This is a genomic window from Conexibacter arvalis (assembly GCF_014199525.1).
In the GTDB taxonomy this organism is placed as follows: domain Bacteria; phylum Actinomycetota; class Thermoleophilia; order Solirubrobacterales; family Solirubrobacteraceae; genus Conexibacter; species Conexibacter arvalis.
The window spans coordinates 238,660-255,909 of the sequence record NZ_JACHNU010000006.1; the positions used below are offsets into that span (position 1 = coordinate 238,660).

Consider the following 17,250-nt stretch of genomic DNA (forward strand, 5'->3'; position numbering starts at 1 on the left):
GCGCCCGGCGGCTCAGCGCGGCAGCGCGCGCTCGACCGCGAGGCTGATGCGGCGGACGGCCTCGCTCCAGCCGCGCGCGGCGGCGCCGCCGCCGCGGCGCAGCACCGCGCGCCGGCGGGACTCCAGCCGGCGGCCGTGCGGAGGCGCGCCGGGGACGTCCTCGACCGTCAGCGCGCCGCGCGCCATCCGCGCGACCGCGAGGTCGTCGCGGGCCGACGCCTTGCCGGCCTCGACCCACGCGTAGCGGAAGGCGAGCCCGCCGGCGAGGTAGAGCGCGCTCGCGACGTGGTGGGCGCGCGGCCCGAGCGGTCTGCGCACGAGCCGCAGCAGCAGGCCGGTCGTCACCGCCCCTCTCGCGAGCTTGAAGAGAAGGCCGGGCCGCCCGGCCGTCATCGCCGCGGCGGCATGTCTCAGCCTGCGCTCGTTCAGCGACGAGAGGCCCAGCTCGGTCAGCATCGCGCCGGTCTCCAGCGTGCCGAGCGCGAGGCGCGTCGGGTGGCCCTCCGGCAGGCCGCGCGCGACGAGCACGAGGCGGGTCGCCGCCGCGCCGGTCGCGGTCGCGGTCGAGACGAAGATCGGGCCGAGCAGCAGCCGGCTGCGCGCCCACAGCGGCACCGCCGTCGCCGCCAGCAGCACGCCGGTGTAGGAGCCGAGATAGCCGCCGACGACGGCGGTCGCGCCGCCGAGCGCGCGCGCCGTCCGGCGCAGCCCCAGCAGGTCGGCGCCGACCGCGGCCCCGTCGAGCGCCGAGAAGGCGACCAGCGCCCACGCCCCCAGGTTCATCGGGGAGCGCGGCTTGACGATCCGCAGCATGTTGAGGAAGCGCGCCGGGCGGCCGAGGTCGGCGATCAGCAGCAGCGGCGCCGGCCCGACGGCGCCGAGCGCGACGGCGCGCGCGGTCCGCGCGGAGCGCTCGTCGCCGGCGGCGTCGCAGGCGAGTGCGACGAACGAGGCGCCGGAGGCGACGCCGCCGAGCCAGAAGTAGAGCGGCACCTCCCAGGTCCACACCGGCGGCTTCATCACCGGGCCCTGGACCGTCTCCGGCATCGGCGCGGCGCGGCCGCGGCGGTTGGCCTCCGCGACCTCGCCGGGCTGCGGCTCGACGCGGTAGGCGGTGTCGTCGCGGCCGAACAGGAACGACCAGGCGGCGTCGCCCCAGCCGCGCCGTGCGAGCGCGACCTCGCCGGCCGGGGAGGCGCGCTCCCACGCGGCCGGCTCGCCGCGCGTGCCGACGGCGGGGGTCATGTCGCGCTCCCCCGCTCCGGCATGCTCGCGCGCCAGTGCGCGCTCGCGTCCGCCGCTGGTCGCCGGCGGCTCGTGCTCAGGCCGCACGGCGGGCGGCGGCGGCGTCGCGTCGAGCGGCCCCTCGGGGCGCTCGGCCGGGCGGTCGCGCCGATCGTCGCTCATCGCGCCCTCCTCGCGCCGCGCCGCCGCGCGCGCCGGCCGCCGCGCCGCGGCTCCGGACTGGCGGCCCGCCGCGCCGCGCGCACGAAGGCGGCGGCGGCGAGCCCGGCCGCCGCGAGGCCGGCGCTGACGGCCGCGGCCGTCGCGGGGACGACGTTCTGCTGGATCGGCGAGTCGGCGTGCGCCGGCAGGCCGTAGCGCTCGGGCGGCTCGGTCAGCAGGAAGAAGGCGCCGAGGCCGCCGGCGAGCTGGCGCTCGGGCTCGTCGCCGGCGCCGTAGAGGTACGCGCCGTCGATCCCGCGCCGGCGCAGCGCCGCGACCCGCCCGGAGGCGATCTCGACCAGCTCGTCGTAGGGGGCGAACTGGATCGAGTCGGTCGGGCACGCCTTCGCGCAGGCCGGCTCCAGGCCGTCCTGCAGGCGGTCGTAGCAGAGCGTGCACTTGGCGGCGCGGCCGTCCTCGGGGTCGCGGTCGACGACGCCGAACGGGCACGCCGGGACGCAGTAGCCGCAGCCGTTGCAGACGTCGGGCTGCAGCACGACGGTGTCGAACTCGGTGCGGATCAGCGCGCCGGTCGGGCAGGCGTCGAGGCAGCCGGCGTTGGTGCAGTGCTTGCAGACGTCGGACATGAAGATCCAGTCGCCCATCCGCGCGACCGCCTCGTCGACGTCGACGTGGCCGTCGCCGTCGCGGTCCTCGGCGACCGCGACGAGGTCGGGCAGCTCCTCGGCCCGCACGCCGCCGCCGGCGCTCGCCAGCTCCGCCGGCGAGGGCCGTCTGCCGCCGCCGGCGGCCGGGATCGCCGGGACGTGGCCGCCGTCGCCGGCCGCGATCGCGGCGGCCGCCTCGGCGCGCAGCTGCGGGCTGGGCTCGAGCAGCTCGACGAAGCGGACGTGGCGCCACGTGCTGCCCGACAGCTCGCCGGTGTGGTCGTAGGAGGCGCCCTTGCGGAACTGCGCGCCGTCGGCCGGCAGGTCGTTCCACTGCTTGCAGGCGACCTCGCAGGCCTTGCAGCCGATGCAGACGGTCGTGTCGGTGAAGAAGCCCATCCGGCGGGCGCCCTCGCGATGGAGCGCGACCTCGGTCGGCGGCGCCGAGGTGGCGGTGCGGGCCTCCGAGCCGGTTCCTCCGACCGCGGGCGAGACCGCGTGCCGAGTCATTCGGCCGCCTCCTTGGGCTCCTCGGCGCTGGGATCGTCGGCGTTGGTCGGGACCGGCGGGCGGGGCGGCGCCGCCCCGACGAGGCGGGTCGTCGTCGGCCGCGAGCGGCGGCCGGCGCGGACGTCGCAGGAGAACGCCTTCGACTCCTGGATCGAGACGTTCGGGTCGCCGGAGATCAGGCCGAGGTCGTTGGTCGAGTCGCCCGGGAGCGGCCCGCCGTAGCCCCAGTGCCACGGCAGCGCGATCTGGTGCAGCGGGCGCCCGTCGACCCGCAGCGGCTTGATCCGGTCGGTGACGTGGGCGCGCGCCTCGATCTCGGCGCGCTCGGTCACGATCGTCATCCAGCCGCCGTCCTCGATGCCGCGGTCGGCGGCGATCACCGGGTCGATCTCGGCGAACATCTCCGGCTGCAGCTCGGCCAGCCACGGCAGCCAGCGGCTCATGCCGCCGGCGGTGTGGTGCTCGGTCAGGCGGAAGCTGGTCGCGACGAGCGGGAAGCGCGGGTCGCTGGTCGGGTTGATCGGGTTCTCGGCGCGCTGCCAGCGGATCCCGGTCGGGTTGGAGGAGAGCTGCGGGTAGAGCAGGTTCTCGACCGGCGACTCGATCGGCTCGTAGTGGGTCGGGAGCGGGCCGTCGTTGAGCCCGCTCGGCGCGTACAGCCAGGCGCGCCCGTCGGCCATCATCATGAACGGCTCGGCGCCCGAGATCGCGTCCATCCCGCGCGCACCCTCCGGCGGCCGGTAGTCGGGCCGCTTGTCGGGCTGGAAGTCGGGCACGTCGTAGCCGCCCCATCTGCCGGCCTCCTCGTCCCACCAGACGAAGCGCTTGCGCTCCGACCACGGTCTGCCGTCCGGATCGGCCGAGGCGCGGTTGTAGAGCGTGCGGCGGTTGGCCGGCCATGCCCACGCCCACTCCGGCGAGACCCAGCCGCCGGCGGGGTCGTCGATGGCGCCGGGGTCGCGCCGCCTCGCCTGGTTGACCCCGTCGGCGAAGATGCCGGCGTAGATCCAGCAGCCGCAGGCGGTCGTGCCGTCGGCCTTCAGCTCGTTGAACGTCGAGACCGGGCGCCCGTCGGCGACGTCGTAGCCGTTGATCTCCTTCAGCACCGCCTCGACGTCGGGCTCGCGCGTCGGGCCGTGCTCGGGGTAGTCCCATCTGAGGTTGGCGATCGGCCAGTCGCGCTCGCGTCTGGAGCCGGCGTAGCGGGCGATCACGCGCTTGGCGAGGTGGTGCATGAACCACAGCTCGCTGCGCGCGTCGCCGGGCGGGTCGAGCGCCTTGTCGCGGAACTGGACGAGCCGCTGGGTGTTGGTGAAGCAGCCCTCCTTCTCGACGTGGGTCGCCGCCGGCATCAGGAAGACCTCGGTCGCGATCTCCTCCGTGCGCAGCTCGCCCGATCTGACCTCGGGGCTGTCGCGCCAGAAGCTGGCCGTCTCGATCTCGGCGAGGTCGCGCACCACCAGCCATCTCAATCTCGCCAGCGCCCGCCGCTGCAGCCCGGCGTGCTGGGAGCCGACCGCCGGGTTCTGGCCCATCACGAAGAAGCCGTCGAGGCCGCCGTCGAGCGCCCGCATCGTCGTCGCGAAGTGCGAGTGGTTGCCGCTGATCTTCGGCAGCCGCGGGAAGCCGTAGTCGTTCTCCGCTCTCGCGGCGTCGCCGAACCACGCCTTCAGCAGCGAGACGGCGTACTTGTCGAAGTTCGACCACCAGCCGCGCAGCGCGCCGTTGCTCGTTATGTAGCCCTCCAGCGTGAGGTCGTCGGCCCTCGATCTCGGCATCGGCAGGTAGCCGGGCAGCAGGTCGTAGAGCGTCGGGATGTCGGTCGAGCCCTGGATCGAGGCGTGGCCGCGCAGCGCGAGGATGCCGCTGCCGGGGCGTCCGAAGTTGCCGAGCAGCAGCTGCAGGATCGAGGCGGCGCGGATCATCTGCACGCCGGCGGTGTGCTGCGTCCAGCCGACCGCGTAGCAGAAGGCGGTCGTGCGCTCGCGGCCGGAGTTCTCCACCAGCGCGTCGGCGACCGCGAGGAAGTCCTCGTGCGAGATGCCGCAGATGCGCTCGACCATCTCGGGTGTGTAGCGGGCGTAGTGGCGCTTCAGCAGCTGGAAGACGCAGCGCGGGTGCTGGAGCGTCTCGTCGCGCTTGAACTCGCCCGCGTGCATGCCGCTCTTGCCCTCGAACGCCTGGGTCGAGTGCTCGCGCACGCCCGCTGCCGCGGCGACCTCGCCGCCCTCGTACGCCCACGTGCTGCGGTCGTAGGTGCCGGTCTCGGGATCCCAGCCGGAGAAGAGCCCGCCGAGCTCCTCGGCGTCCTGGAACTGCTCGCCGACGATCGCGGATGCGTTGGTGTAGTGGAGGACGTACTCCCTGAAGTACGACTCGGTCTCCAGCACGTGCCGGATCAGCCCGCCGAGGAAGGCGATGTCGGTGCCGGCGCGGATCGCGACGTGGCGGTCAGCGAGCTGGCTGGTGCGCGAGAAGCGCGGGTCGACGTGGATCACTCTCGCGCCGCGCTCCTTGGCCTTCATCACCCAACGGAAGCCGACCGGATGCGCCTCCGCCATCGAGGAGCCCTCGATCAGGATGCAGTCGGCGTGCTGGAGGTCCTGCAGGAAGGTCGTGGCGCCGCCGCGACCGAGCGAGGTCCCCAGACCGGGGACCGTGGAGCTGTGTCATATGCGCGCCTGGTTCTCGATCTGCACGGCGCCCATCGCGGTGAACAGCTTCTTGATGAGGTAGTTCTCCTCGTTGTCGAGCGTCGCGCCGCCAAGGTGGGCGAACCCGAGCGTGCGGTCGACCCTTCTGCCGTAGTGGTCCTCGTCCTGCCAGCCGGCCTCGCGGGCGGCGATCAGCCGGTCGGCGATCATGTCCATCGCCCGCTCCAGCTCGAGCTCCTCCCACTCGGTCCCGCCCGGCCGCCGGTATCTGACCTTCGTCAGCCGGCCGGGCTGCTGCACGAGCTGCCGCGAGGCGGCGCCCTTCGGGCAGAGCGTGCCCTGGTTGATCGGCGAGCGCGGGTTGCCCTCGATGTCGACCAGTCTGCCGCCGCGGGTGTAGACGACCTGGCCGCAGCCGACCGCGCAGTAGGGGCAGACCGACTCGGTCGCTCTCAGCCCCGCGATCCGCGCGCCGGCCTCGCGGGTCGCCGGCGAGAGCGCCGACTCGCCCATCCCCCAGTCGAGCGCGCGCCCAACGAGCGGGAGGCGCCGCAGGCGCTCGAAGGAGCCGGGTCGTGCGCCGGTGTCGGCCATCGCGATCGGCGTACCCGCTCCGCGGCGCGCGCACACCGGCGGTGCGCGAGTGGGCGGGCGCGTAGGCGCGCCAGATCCCGGGTACGGGCCGCGCACACCAGCCCTTCGTCCCGGGAGCGACCGATGCCGTTCAAGAGCCCGCCCGAGATCGCCAGAGCCGGCGTCGCGACCGGCGCCTCGAAGGCGGCGCTGCCGCTCGACAAGGCGCTCGTCGCGGGCTTCCTCGCCGGCGCGTACATCGCCTTCGCCGGTCTCGTCGCGATCGTCGTCTCGGCCGGGATGGACCCCGAGACGTGGGGCGGCGTCCAGACGCTGGTGACCGGCACGGTCTTCGTGCTCGGCCTCGTGCTGGTCGTCGTCGCGGGATCGGAGCTGCTGACGGGCAACATGGCGCTCGTCCCGCTGAGCGGGCTCGGCGGCAGAGCGCAGGTCGACAGGATCGGCCTGAACCTCCTGTGGGTGCTGATCGGCAACCTGCTCGGGTCGCTGTTCGTCGCCTACTTCCTCGCGGTCAGAACCGGCGTCGTGACGGCCGAGGCCCCGCTGAGACGGCTCGCCGAGATCGCGAACGGGAAGGCGCACGCCGAGAGCGAATGGCAGGTCTTCCTGCGCGCGGTCGGCTGCAACTGGCTCGTCTGCCTCGCCGTCTGGATGGCGCTCGCCGCCGAGGACGTCGCCGGCAAGGTGCTGGCGATCTTCTTCCCGATCATGGCCTTCGTCGCCATGGGCTTCGACCACGTCGTCGCGAACATGTTCTTCCTGCCGGCCGCGATCTTCGCCGACGTCCCCGGCATCGGCTGGGGCGACACGCTCGGCAACTGGCTGTTCGCCCTGCTCGGCAACTTCGTCGGCGCCTTCCTCTTCGTGACGCTGTCGTACTGGTACCTGTACGTCCGCGGCACCGACCGCCGCCCACCCGACCGGGCGAGCGAGAGGGCGTGAGGGGCGGGGCGGCGAAGCATGCCTCCGCCGACCCCGGGGTAGACGAGATCGCAGTGACCGCAGCCAGCTCTCCGTCGACCGCCGCGGCGCCGCCGCTGACCTCGCTCGCCGCCGGCGCCGGGTGCGGGTGCAAGCTGCCGGCGGCGGAGCTGCTGCCGATCGTGCGGCGGCTGCCGACTCAGCAGGATGAGCGGTTGCTTGTGGGGTCGGCGACGAGCGATGACGCGGCGGTCTTCCGGGTCCGTGACGACTTGGCGCTGGTGCAGACGATCGACTTCTTCACGCCGTTGGTCGACGATCCGTTCGACTTCGGGCGGATCGCGGCGGCGAACGCCTTCTCGGACGTCTATGCGATGGGCGGGACGCCGGTGACGGCGCTGAACGTCGTCGCCTATCCGCTGAGATCGCTCGGCGGCGAGACGTTGGCGGAGATCCTGCGCGGCGGGCTGGCGGTCGCCGAGGAGGCGGGCGCGGTGATCGCGGGCGGCCATTCGATCGACGACGCGGAGCCGAAGTACGGGTTGGCGGTGACGGGGGTCGTCGATCCGGGACGGGTGCTGTCGAACGCGGGGGCGCGGGCCGGCGACGCGCTCGTGCTGACCAAGCCGCTCGGCGTCGGGGCCGTCGTGGCGGCGCGCAAGCGCGGCGCGGTCGACGACGCGCTGCTGGCGCGGGCGGTCGCGACGATGACGGAGCTGAACGCCGCCGCCTCGCGTGCGGCGCTGGAGGCCGGGGCGCGGGCGGCGACCGACGTGACCGGGTTCGGACTGCTCGGCCACCTCCACCACCTCTGCCGCGAGAGCGGGCTGGCCGCTGACCTGGAGGCCGCGGCGGTGCCGGCGCTCGACGGCGTGCAGGCGCTCCTCTCCGGCGGCGATGAGGAGGCGCCGGGCCGTTCCGGCGGCGCGCGCCGCAACGCGGCGTGGGCGGAGGGCTTCGCGACCTTCGATGGCGGCGTGCCGGCGTGGCGGCGGCGGCTCGTCACCGACGCGACGACCTCCGGCGGCCTGCTGATCGCGCTCCCGGCGGACGCGGCGGCGCGGGTGCCCGGTCCGGTGGTCGGGACGCTGCGGGCGGGGCCGCCCGGGACGATCCGCGTGCGCTGAGCCGATGGCAGAGGGCGCGTCGAATTTCACCGTGGAGCGGCCCGGGGCCGGTGCCCCGAACGGCCTTCAAAGCCGTCGGCGGCGCGCTCTCCGCGCCGGGAAGGTTCGACTCCTTCGCCGCTCCGTCACCGAAGCCGCGCCGCTCGGGCGCGGGGCGGGACGGCTCCGGCGCCGCTCCGCCGCCGAGGCCGCGCCGCTGGGGCACGGGGCGGGACGGCTCCGGCGCCGCTCCGCCGCCGAGGCCATGCCGCTCAGGCGCGGGACGGGGCGGCTCCTTCGCAGCTCCGTCGCCGATGCCATGCCGCTCAGGCGCGGGGCGGGGCGGCGCGCTCGCCGCTCGCTCGGCAGGGCCGCCTCGCCCGGGCGCGGGGCGTCGGGGCTGGGGACCGGGACGGGCGTGCGATGGGACGGTCGGCCGGACCGCTGACGCTCGGCACCGCCGGGCACGTCGACCACGGCAAGACGACGCTCGTCGCCGCGTTGACCGGGGTCGATACCGACCGGCTGCCGGAGGAGAAGGCGCGGGGGCTGACGATCGCGCTCGGCTACGCGCCGCTGCGGCTGCCGTCGGGCAGGGCGGTGTCGCTCGTCGACGTGCCCGGCCACGAGCGGTTCGTGCGCACGATGGTCGCCGGCGCGACCGGCGTCGACGCCTTCCTGATGGTCGTCGCGGCCGACGACGGCGTGATGCCGCAGACGATCGAGCATGCCGAGGTCCTGCGCGCGCTCGACGTCGGCGCCGGGGTCGTCGCGGTCACGAAGGCCGACGTCGCCGACCCGGCGCCGGCCGTCGAGGAGGCGCGCGAGCTGCTGCCGCGGTGCGAGATCGTCGCCGTCTCGGCCCGCACCGGCGCGGGGCTGGACGAGCTGCGGGCCGCGCTCGACCGCGCCGTCGCGCCCCTGACAAGCCGCGGCGAGGCGACCGGTCCGGCGCGGCTTCACGTCGACCGCGCCTTCACCGTCGTCGGGCGGGGGACGGTCGTGACCGGGACGCTGTGGTCGGGTGCGGTCGCGGTCGGCGACGAGCTGGAGATCGCGCCGCGCGGAGCGGCCGCGCGCGTGCGCGGCGTCGAGGTTCACGACCGTCCGGTCGAGCGGGCGCGGGCCGGCCAGCGGGTCGCGCTCAACCTCGCCGGCGTGCGCGTGAGCGAGGTCGCGCGCGGCGACGTGCTCGCCCCGCCCGGCGCGCTGCGCCCGACGACGATCCTCGACTGCGCACTCGCCCTGCGCGACGCGCGCCACAACGAGCGCGTCCAGGCCCACCACGGCACCCGCGACGCCCCCGCCCGCCTCGCGCAGCTCAGCGACGACGGCCTCTGGCAGCTGCGGCTGGAGCGCCCGCTGCTCGCCTGCGACCGCGACCGCCTCGTCGTCCGCCGCCTCTCCCCACCCGACACCCTTGGCGGCGGCATCGTCCTCGACGCCGCCGCCGGCCGCCACGGCCGCCGCCCCGAGATCCTCACCCGCCTCCGCGCCCTCCGCGACGGCCGCCCCGAGCCCAAGCCCGCGGCCCGCCCCGAGCCGCGAACTCCGGTCGTTTCTCCCCCTCAGCGGGGTACAAACGACCGGAGTTCGACCGGACGCCCGCGCTCGGAGCCGTCGGAGAGCCTCGGCGCGCCGCTCGACCCCGCGGCGCAGGCGCTCGCCGAGCGGCTCCGCGCGGCCGGGGCGCAACTGCTCTCCGAAGCGCAGATGGCCGACGAGCGGGCGGCGCTGCGCGCGCTGCGGGAGGCCGGCGTGGCGGTGCGGGTCAGCGGACGGCTCTACGGCCACGCCGACGTCGTCGCCGACATGCGCAACCGAATCGTCGCGCTGCTCGAGCGCGACGGCGAAACGACCCTGGCCAGCGTCCGCGACGCGCTCGGCATCTCGCGCAAGGGCGCCCAAGCCTTCCTCGAGCACCTCGACGCCACCCGCGTCACCCGCCGCCTCCCCGACGACCGCCGCATCCTCTTCCAACCCCGAACCCGCACATGACCGACCCCCGACACGCGGCGCATTGGCTTTCTGCACGTACTCAGCACGCCCAGAAAGCCAATGCGCCACAGCAGCACCCGCGATGACCACCGACCCGGACCTCCAAACCCGCCTCCGCGCCCTCCCCGCCGTCGACCGCCTCGCTGCCGCGATCGCCGGCGGCGCGACGGGCGCGGGCGGCGCGGTGGGCGCGGGCGGCGCGACGGGCGCGGGCGGCGCGACGGGCGCGGGCGGCGCGACGGGCGCGGGCGGCGCGACGGGCGCGGGCGGCGCGACGGGCGCGGGCGGCACGGTGGGCGCGACGGGCGCGGACGGCGCGGTGGGCGCGACGGGCGAGGGCGGCGCGACGGGCGAGGGCGGCGCGACGGGCGCGGCGTCGATGGCCGAGGCGGTTGCGGCGGCGCGGGCGGTGCTGGACGAGCGGCGGGCCGAGCTGATCGGCGGCGCGCGGGACGAGGTCGATCTCGTCGCGCGGGGGCGCGAGCGGCTGCGGCCGACGCTGCGGCGCGTGCTGAACGGGACCGGCGTGATCGTCCACACCAACCTCGGACGCGCGCCGCTCGCCGACACGGCCGCCGCCGCGGTCGCCGACGCGGCGCGCGGCTACGCGAACGTCGAGCTGGAGCTCGACGAGGGCCGGCGCGGCAGCCGCCACGACCACGTCACCGCGCTGCTGCGCGAGCTCACCGGCGCCGAAGACGCGATCGCCGTCAACAACGGCGCCGGCGCCGCCCTCCTCGCCCTCGCCACCCTCGCCGCACCGCCCCACACCACTCCCCTCCCCAGCCCGACCGCACCCCCGTCCCACACCACCTCCCGGGCGGTCGCGGTCTCGCGGGGGCAGCTGGTCGAGATCGGCGGCGGGTTTCGGGTGCCTGACGTGCTCGCGCAGGCTGGGGTGCGGATGGTCGAGGTCGGGACGACCAACCGCACCCGGCTCGCCGACTACGAGCAGGCGCTCGCGCCGGTCGCGGCCGGCGGCGGGGGCGCGAGCGCGATCCTGCGCGTCCACCAATCGAACTTCCGCACCGTCGGCTTCGTCGAGGAGGTCGCGATCGAGGCCCTCTGCGGGCTCGGGGTCCCGGTCGTCGACGACCTCGGCTCCGGCGCGCTCGCCACCGGTATCGACGCGCTCGCCGACGAGCCGCCGGTCGCCCGCTCGGTCGCCGCCGGCGCCGCGCTCGTCTGCTTCAGCGGCGACAAGCTGCTCGGCGGACCCCAGGCCGGCATCCTCCTCGGCAGAGCATGGGCGATCGACGCCTGCCGCCGCCACCCGCTCGCCCGCGCGCTGCGCATCGGCCGCCTCCCGCTCGCCGCGCTCGCCGCGACGCTCGCCCTCTACCGCGACCCCGCCCGCGCCCGCCGCGACGTCCCCGTCCTCGCGATGCTCGACCTCCCACCCACCACCCTCCGCGCCCGCGCCGAACGCCTCGCCGCCGCCGCCCGCGAAGCCGGCGCGAGTGGCGCCTCCGACATCGAAGCGACCATCACGCGCCCCGACTCGCACCGCGCCCACACGACCGCCGCCGCACCCGCCGACCGCGTCGCGCTCGTCGAGGCGGAGGCCCGCGTCGGCGGCGGGGCGCTGCCGCTGCTCGCGCTGCGCGGCCCGGCGGTCGCGCTTGGCGCGCCCGGCGAGGACCCGGCGCCGCTCGCCCGCGCGCTGCGCAGCGCCGACCCGCCCCTGCTCGCACGCATCGCCGACGGCCGCGTGCTCATCGACCCCCGCACGCTCGCCGACGACGAGCTCGACGACGCCGCCGCGACGATCGCCACGGCGCTGCGCTCGACGGCATGACCGTGCGCGACCGGCCGCCGCGGCGCTCCGCTCGACCGCATGAGCCCTCCGCGCTCGGCCCGTTCGCCGCAGCGCTGCGCACCACGGCATGAGCCATCCTGCTCGGCCCGCGCATCGCGACCGCGGCCGGTCCGCGGTCAGCGGGCGGCCGCGGCGTGGCGTTCGAGGACGAGCGCGAGGCGTCCGAGCTGCTCGCGGTCGCACTGGTCCCAGCGCGCCTCCGGCGAGAGGGTCGCGAGGCCGGTGACGTGGCGGACGAGGTGGAGGTCGGCGTCGCGGAAGCAGCCGAGCAGGTGACCGATCGGCGCCCCGCCCCACGACTCGTGGGCGTCGGTGCAGCGCAACGTGGCAGCGAGCGCGGGGAAGCCGCTGTGTACCGGCAGGCAGCGGGCCAGCACCTCGGCGCGTTCGACGTCGGCGACGCCGGCCGACAGCGCCGCCTCGGCTTCGAGCTGCAGGGTCCGCAGCCGCAGCTCGAACGAACCGCGCCGGGTGCGGTCGGTCAGCGCCCCGATCTGCTCGACTCGGTCGCCCAGCTCGGCGACCGCGCCGCGCAGCTCGTCGACCTGCGCCTCGGCGACGGTGATCGCAGAGGTGGCGCTGAGATCCGGGTCGATCCCGCGCACGAGCGCGAGGCAATGCAGGAGCGTCACCTCGGCGGCGCGCAGCCGCTCGGCGATCTCGACCCAGCGCAGCGTCGCGCCGACGTCGTAGTGGGTCCCGTCGCTCAGCATCGGCCGGTCTCGGCGGCAGCGGCGCAGCAGCGGCCGGACGGGTAAGGGGGTGCCCCGTCCGGTCCGCTGCTCGATGCGGCGGCCGCGGGCATGGCAGGTCCGTCAAGGGGAGTGAGGACGTGCCGAGCAGGCCGTTGCATCGGGTCACAGCGTGCCGCCGTCGGCACCGTCTGCCTAGTTCTGGAGCGGTATACCGAAGCAGTAGTTCGAGGCACCGGGAAGGCGGCTTGCCGGTTGCCAGCCCGCTGATCGGTGGTCTACGCTCGGCCGGCTGGTCAATTCGGGGACGTCTGGGGAGTTTCTGGGGAGCGATGCGAGGCGGGGTCGTTGCGAGAGTCACGTTGGCGACGGTCGTGCTCGCCCCCGAACCGCTCACGCGTTACGCCGTCGCCAAGGCGGTCGAGCAGCGCTACGGCGGCGACGACGGGATACTCCGGACCAAGCGCCAGCACGCCTACGACCTGGTCCCGGCGCTCGAGGCCAACGGACTGATCCGTGTCGTCGGAACGGCGCCGACGCGCACCAGCAGAGAGCCGACGAGCCTGTTCGGCGCCACCCAGGCCGGCGTCCACGACTGGCGCGCGTGGCTGTCGAGCCCGATCGCGATGCCGGACGCGATGACCGGCGCGCTCGCCCGGCTCTACGCGGTGCGGCAGGGCGACTTCGCAACGATGCTCGGGATCATCGACCGCTACGAGGCGATGCTGCGGCTGATGGTCCAGCGCGCCGAGGACCCCGTCGCGCCGGACCACATCGTCGAGCGGATCAGATCGGTGTGGAGCAGACGCGAGCTGGTCGCGCAGCTGCAGTGGTGCCAGCACTCGCGCGAGATCGTCACCGACGCGATGGCGGGAACCTCGCCGTGGCGGTGACGCTGCTCACGCTCGCGGGCGTGTCGGTGCGGTTCCGGAGCGCGACCGCGCTCGCCGACGTCTCGCTCGAGGTCGCGGCCGGCGAGCTGGTGATCGTCTGGGGCCCGGCGCGGTCCGGGCGCACGACGCTGCTGGAGGTCGCCTCGGGCGTGCGGCCGCCCGACGTCGGCACGGTCACGTTCGCCGGCCGGGCGCCGGGCGCCAGCCTCGGCCGGCAGGGCGGCTTCGCGCTCGTGACCGGCAGCAGCCGCGCGCTGCTGGGCCATGACGATCTCGTGATCGACCAGGTCGCCTATCCGGCGATCCGCACGATGTCCCGGTGGCGCGCGCAGGCGGCCGCCGACGGCGTGCTGCGACGGTGCGGCGTCGAGGAGCTGGCCCAGGAGCCGATCGACGCGCTCTCGGCCGCCGAGCGGATCCGCGTGCTGCTCGCCCGCAGCCTCGTGCGCGAGCCAAGGCTGGTGCTGCTCGACGAGCCGACCACCGGCCTCTCCCACCCCGAGAGCGAGCGCTTCCTGGAGCTGGTCCGCTCGCTCGTCCGCGACGACGGGCTCGCGGTGCTGATGACCGACGACGCCGAGGGCGCGGCGCTCGTCCCCGGCGCCCGCGTGCTGACGATGCAGCGTGGCACCGTGCGCGGCGCCGGGCCGTCCGTCCCGGCCGACGTCATCCCGCTCGACGGGCGACGCGCGGGGCCGGGGCGCGGGCTGTGACGCTCAGGCTCGACCGCGTCTCGCGCCACTTCGACGTCGGCGGCGAGACCGTGCGCGCCGTCGACGGCGTCTCGCTGACGATCGAGCGCGGCGAGCTGATCGCCCTCTACGGCCCCAGCGGCTCCGGCAAGTCGACGCTGCTGCTGCTCGCCGCCGGCCTCGACCGCCCCGACAGCGGATCGGTGAGCTGGGACGGCGTCCCGGTCCCGCTGGGCGGACGGGCCGCCGACCGCTGGCGGCGCGACACGCTCGGCGTCCTCCTGCAGCAGCCGCAGCTCGTCGAGGGCGTGCCGCTCCATCGCAGCGCCGGCCTGCGCCTGGAGGCGCGCGGCATGCGCCGCTCGCAGGCCCGCCTCGCCGGCATCCGCGCGCTGAGAGAGGTCGGCCTCGGTCACCGGCTGGAGCATCGGCCCGATCAGCTCTCGATCGGGCAGCGCCAGCGTGCGGCGATCGCGAGAGCGCTCACGACCGACCCGGCGCTGATCCTCGCCGACGAGCCGACCGGCAGCCTCGACTCCCAGACCAGCGCGCAGATCGTCGACCTGCTCGACGCGCTCGCGCACGAGCGGGGGCGAGCGGTGCTGATCGTCACGCACGACCCGCAACTCGCGCACCGTGCCGACCGCGTGCTCCGCCTCGCCGACGGACGTCTGAGCGAGCCGGTGCACGACCCCGCCGACCTCTCGCCGCAGCCGTGACGGGCGCGACCGCGCCGCCGACCGAGCCCGACCGCACCCGCGAGACGGCCCAGTGGGTGCGGATCGGCACGCTGCTGACGCTCTACGCCGGCCGCCTGCGACGCCAATGGCTGCAGGAGCTGCTCGCGGCCGCCGGCATCGCGACCGGCGTGATGCTCGTCTTCGCGGTGCTCGCCGCCAACACGAGCATCAAGTCCTCGGCGCGCGAGATCGCGACCGCGATATCGGGACGGGCCGAGCTGCAGCTCGGCGCGCTCGGAGGCGGCGGCTTCGACGCGCGGCTGGTCGAGGAGGTCCGGGCCGCGCCGGGCGTCGAGACCGCCTCCGCCCTGCTCCAGACCCGCGCCAACCTGCGCCACCGCGACGACCGGGTCGGCGTCGACCTGGTCGGCGTCGACGGCTCCTACGCGCAGCTCGGCGGCGTCAGCGCCCGTCCGGCGCTGTTCGGGATCTTCTCGCTGCCGGGCATCTACCTGACCGCCGGCGCGGGAGACGCCCTCGGCTTGCCGCCCGGAAGCGCGCCGTCGGCGCCGGTCGCGATCGACGTCCGCGGACGCAACCGCGAGATCCCGGTGATCGGCGTGCTCGGCTCCCACGAGGTCGGACCCGTCGCCCCCGCGACGATCGCCTCGACGTCGCTCGAACGCGCGCAGGAGCTGAGCGGCATGCGCGGCAGAGCGACGCGGATCCTCGCCGTCGTCAGAGACGGCGAGGCGGAGGCCGCACGCACCTCGCTCGAACGGATCGCACGTGACAACGGCCTGCGGACGAGCACGGTCGACGACGAGCTGCGCGCGCTCTCGATCGCGACCGCGCCCAACGATCAGTCGACGATGCTGTTCGCGGCGATCGCCGCGATCGTCGGCCTGCTGCTGACCGCGATGGCGATGCTGCTCACCGTGCCGGAGCGCCGGCGCGAGCTGGCGCGGATGCGGATCGTCGGGGGCTTCACCTCACGCCAGGCGACCCAGGTGCTGCTCTCGCAGGCGATCATGCTCGGACTGGCGTCATCGGCCGCCGGCGTGCTCGCGGGATCGCTGCTGGCACGCAGCGCGGCGCAGGCGCCGCCCGGGTACCTGACGTTCGCGTTCCCGATCGGCTCCGGCGTCGACATCGAGCCGTGGATGGTCGTCGCCGCGCTGCTCGGCGGCACGCTCTTCACGTGCATCGCCGCCGCGACGCCGCTGGCCGACCTGCGCTCCGGCCGGGCGCTGAACGCGATCTACGGCACGGGCGGCCAGCCCGGACAGGGCATCTCGCCCCGGCTGCGATGGCAGCTCGCCGCGGTCGCCGTCGCGCTCGTCGCCGCGGCGTCGGTCGTCGTGGCGGTGTGGCCGGGCACGACGCTGCTGACGATCGGGATCCTGATCGTCGCGACGCTGCTGGCGATGCCCGCGGTCCTCGCCGGCGTCGTCGCCGCGGCGACACGGCTCGAGCGGCTCGACCGCGCCCCGCCGCTCGTGATTCCCGTCGCCGCGCTGCGCTCGGCTCCGGTTCGCTCGGTCGCGCTCGCGGCGACCTGCGCGGTCGCGATCTGCGGCGCGCTCGCGATCGGCGGCGCACGCACCGACCTGTTCGACGGGATCGAACAGGATCAGCGCGAGCACTACGGCACGACGGACATCTGGATCAGTCAACGCGGCGACGCGCTCGGTCTCCAGCCGTTCCGTGCGCCAGAGGGGCTCGCCGCCCTTCCCGGCGTGGCAGCCGTGCGCGAGTACATGGGCGGGCTGCTCGACATCGGCGACCGGCGCATGTGGGTGATCGGACGGCCGAGCGCGGACCGGACGATGGTCCCGCCTTCCCAGATCCGCGACGGCAACTACGCGACGACCACCGCGCGGCTGCGCGCCGGCGGCTGGATCACCGTCTCCGATCAGCTCGCGCGCGAGCGAGGCATCGCGCCCGGCTCGAAGATCGAGCTGCCCACGCCGACCGGGCCCCGCACGTTCCGCGTCGCCGCGATCACGACCAACCTTGGCTGGGGGCCGGGCGCGATCGTCATGCGCGCCGAGGACTACCGCGAGGGGTGGTCGACCACCACGCCGACCGCGCTCGAGGTCGACGTCGCGCCCGGCGCCTCCCCGACGCGCGTGCGCGACGCGATCCGCGCCGCGCTCGGTCCGGGAACGGGCCTCCAGGTCCAGACGACCGCCGAGAACGTCGCCGACGCCCGCGAGATCGTCAGCGACGGTCTCGCGCGCCTGCGCCAGATCGAGACGCTGCTGCTGATCGCCGCCGCCGTCGCGATCGCCGTCGCGATGATCGCCACCATCCGCGAGCGCCGCCCCCAGCTCGCCGCGTACGCGATCGAGGGCTGGAGCCGCTTCGCGCTCTGGCGCGCGCTGATGGGCGAGACGGCGATGATCCTGCTCGCCGGCTGCCTCGCCGGGATCGCCGCCGGCACCTACGGCCATTACCTCGGCGGACGCTGGCTCGAACAGACGACCTCGTTCCCCGCCCCCTGGACGTGGTCGCCGCTCGCGGCGCTGCCGGCCTGCGGCCTGCTCGCGGGCGTCGCGCTCCTCGTCACCGCCGTCCCCGGCTATCTCGCCGCGCATCCGCGCGGCCGCCTCGCCGTCGACCGCGCCTGACGAG

12 protein-coding genes and 1 tRNA gene are annotated in these 17,250 nt (G+C 75.5%); 9 read left to right on the forward strand and 4 right to left on the reverse strand.

Translation table 11 applies throughout. From position 1 onward, the window contains the following. Positions 1-12 precede the first annotated feature (12 nt). Genes nrfD through fdh form a run of 3 tightly spaced genes read right to left on the reverse strand, consistent with a single transcriptional unit; the run spans position 13 to position 5,731 of the window. The gene (nrfD, locus tag BDZ31_RS19185) at positions 13-1,407 is read right to left on the reverse strand and encodes an NrfD/PsrC family molybdoenzyme membrane anchor subunit (RefSeq protein WP_183344111.1); all 1,395 of its coding nucleotides are present in this window, start codon (positions 1,405-1,407) and stop codon (positions 13-15) included. Next, positions 1,404-2,564, reverse strand: a complete 1,161-nt coding sequence (locus BDZ31_RS19190) for a 4Fe-4S dicluster domain-containing protein (protein ID WP_183344113.1) — start codon at positions 2,562-2,564, stop codon at positions 1,404-1,406. The genes nrfD and BDZ31_RS19190 overlap by 4 nt, the downstream gene beginning before the upstream one ends. Next, entirely contained in the window at positions 2,561-5,731 is a 3,171-nt protein-coding gene (gene fdh, locus BDZ31_RS19195) for a formate dehydrogenase (RefSeq protein WP_281381766.1), read from the reverse strand. The genes BDZ31_RS19190 and fdh overlap by 4 nt, the downstream gene beginning before the upstream one ends. Positions 5,732-5,935: 204 nt before the next feature. Here fdh and BDZ31_RS19205 point away from each other — a divergent pair, with 204 nt between their 5' ends. From BDZ31_RS19205 to selA, 5 genes are all read left to right on the forward strand, one after another. Continuing rightward, the gene (locus BDZ31_RS19205) at positions 5,936-6,754 is read left to right on the forward strand and encodes a formate/nitrite transporter family protein (protein WP_183344116.1); all 819 of its coding nucleotides are present in this window, start codon (positions 5,936-5,938) and stop codon (positions 6,752-6,754) included. A 95-nt stretch (positions 6,755-6,849) separates the two neighbouring features. Continuing rightward, the gene (gene selD, locus BDZ31_RS19210; protein WP_281381767.1) at positions 6,850-7,860 is read left to right on the forward strand and encodes a selenide, water dikinase SelD; all 1,011 of its coding nucleotides are present in this window, start codon (positions 6,850-6,852) and stop codon (positions 7,858-7,860) included. Between the two features lie 33 nt (positions 7,861-7,893). Continuing rightward, a tRNA-Sec gene (locus BDZ31_RS19215) sits at positions 7,894-7,985 on the forward strand. Positions 7,986-8,262: 277 nt separating this feature from the next. After that, positions 8,263-9,837 carry a selenocysteine-specific translation elongation factor gene (gene selB, locus BDZ31_RS19220; RefSeq protein ID WP_183344120.1) on the forward strand — a complete coding sequence of 525 codons (1,575 nt, stop codon included), beginning with the start codon at positions 8,263-8,265 and terminating at the stop codon, positions 9,835-9,837. Between the two features lie 82 nt (positions 9,838-9,919). Continuing rightward, complete coding sequence (gene selA / locus BDZ31_RS19225) at positions 9,920-11,635, forward strand: L-seryl-tRNA(Sec) selenium transferase (RefSeq protein WP_183344122.1); 1,716 nt, start codon at positions 9,920-9,922, stop codon at positions 11,633-11,635. Between the two features lie 137 nt (positions 11,636-11,772). Here selA and BDZ31_RS19230 read toward each other — a convergent pair whose 3' ends face one another. Further along, positions 11,773-12,369 (reverse strand): hypothetical protein, encoded by a 597-nt coding sequence (locus BDZ31_RS19230; RefSeq protein ID WP_183344124.1) that lies wholly within the window; start codon positions 12,367-12,369, stop codon positions 11,773-11,775. A 311-nt stretch (positions 12,370-12,680) separates the two neighbouring features. Between BDZ31_RS19230 and BDZ31_RS19235 the strand changes: the two genes are divergently transcribed. From BDZ31_RS19235 to BDZ31_RS26095, 4 genes are read left to right on the forward strand one after another with little or no spacing between them, the layout of a single operon-like run. Next, positions 12,681-13,241, forward strand: coding sequence for a hypothetical protein (locus BDZ31_RS19235; RefSeq protein WP_183344126.1), 561 nt, complete (start codon positions 12,681-12,683; stop codon positions 13,239-13,241). Continuing rightward, positions 13,232-13,954: an ATP-binding cassette domain-containing protein gene (locus BDZ31_RS19240; RefSeq protein ID WP_183344128.1), complete on the forward strand. Its 723-nt coding sequence runs from the start codon at positions 13,232-13,234 to the stop codon at positions 13,952-13,954. The genes BDZ31_RS19235 and BDZ31_RS19240 overlap by 10 nt, the downstream gene beginning before the upstream one ends. Then, complete coding sequence (locus BDZ31_RS19245; RefSeq protein ID WP_183344130.1) at positions 13,951-14,652, forward strand: ATP-binding cassette domain-containing protein; 702 nt, start codon at positions 13,951-13,953, stop codon at positions 14,650-14,652. Before BDZ31_RS19240 ends, BDZ31_RS19245 begins: the two co-directional genes overlap by 4 nt. After that, positions 14,649-17,246 carry an FtsX-like permease family protein gene (locus tag BDZ31_RS26095; RefSeq protein WP_183344132.1) on the forward strand — a complete coding sequence of 866 codons (2,598 nt, stop codon included), beginning with the start codon at positions 14,649-14,651 and terminating at the stop codon, positions 17,244-17,246. The genes BDZ31_RS19245 and BDZ31_RS26095 overlap by 4 nt, the downstream gene beginning before the upstream one ends. Positions 17,247-17,250 lie beyond the last annotated feature (4 nt).

What these genes read in the sequence shown, in the direction of transcription:
- nrfD (WP_183344111.1), bottom strand. Translation starts at nt 1,407, where the DNA reads ATGAGCGACGATCGGCGCGACCGCCCGGCCGAGCGCCCCGAGGGGCCG.
- BDZ31_RS19190 (WP_183344113.1), bottom strand. Translation starts at nt 2,564, where the DNA reads ATGACTCGGCACGCGGTCTCGCCCGCGGTCGGAGGAACCGGCTCGGAG.
- BDZ31_RS19205 (WP_183344116.1), top strand. Translation starts at nt 5,936, where the DNA reads ATGCCGTTCAAGAGCCCGCCCGAGATCGCCAGAGCCGGCGTCGCGACC.
- selB (WP_183344120.1), top strand. Translation starts at nt 8,263, where the DNA reads ATGGGACGGTCGGCCGGACCGCTGACGCTCGGCACCGCCGGGCACGTC.
- selA (WP_183344122.1), top strand. Translation starts at nt 9,920, where the DNA reads ATGACCACCGACCCGGACCTCCAAACCCGCCTCCGCGCCCTCCCCGCC.
- BDZ31_RS19230 (WP_183344124.1), bottom strand. Translation starts at nt 12,369, where the DNA reads ATGCTGAGCGACGGGACCCACTACGACGTCGGCGCGACGCTGCGCTGG.
- BDZ31_RS19235 (WP_183344126.1), top strand. Translation starts at nt 12,681, where the DNA reads ATGCGAGGCGGGGTCGTTGCGAGAGTCACGTTGGCGACGGTCGTGCTC.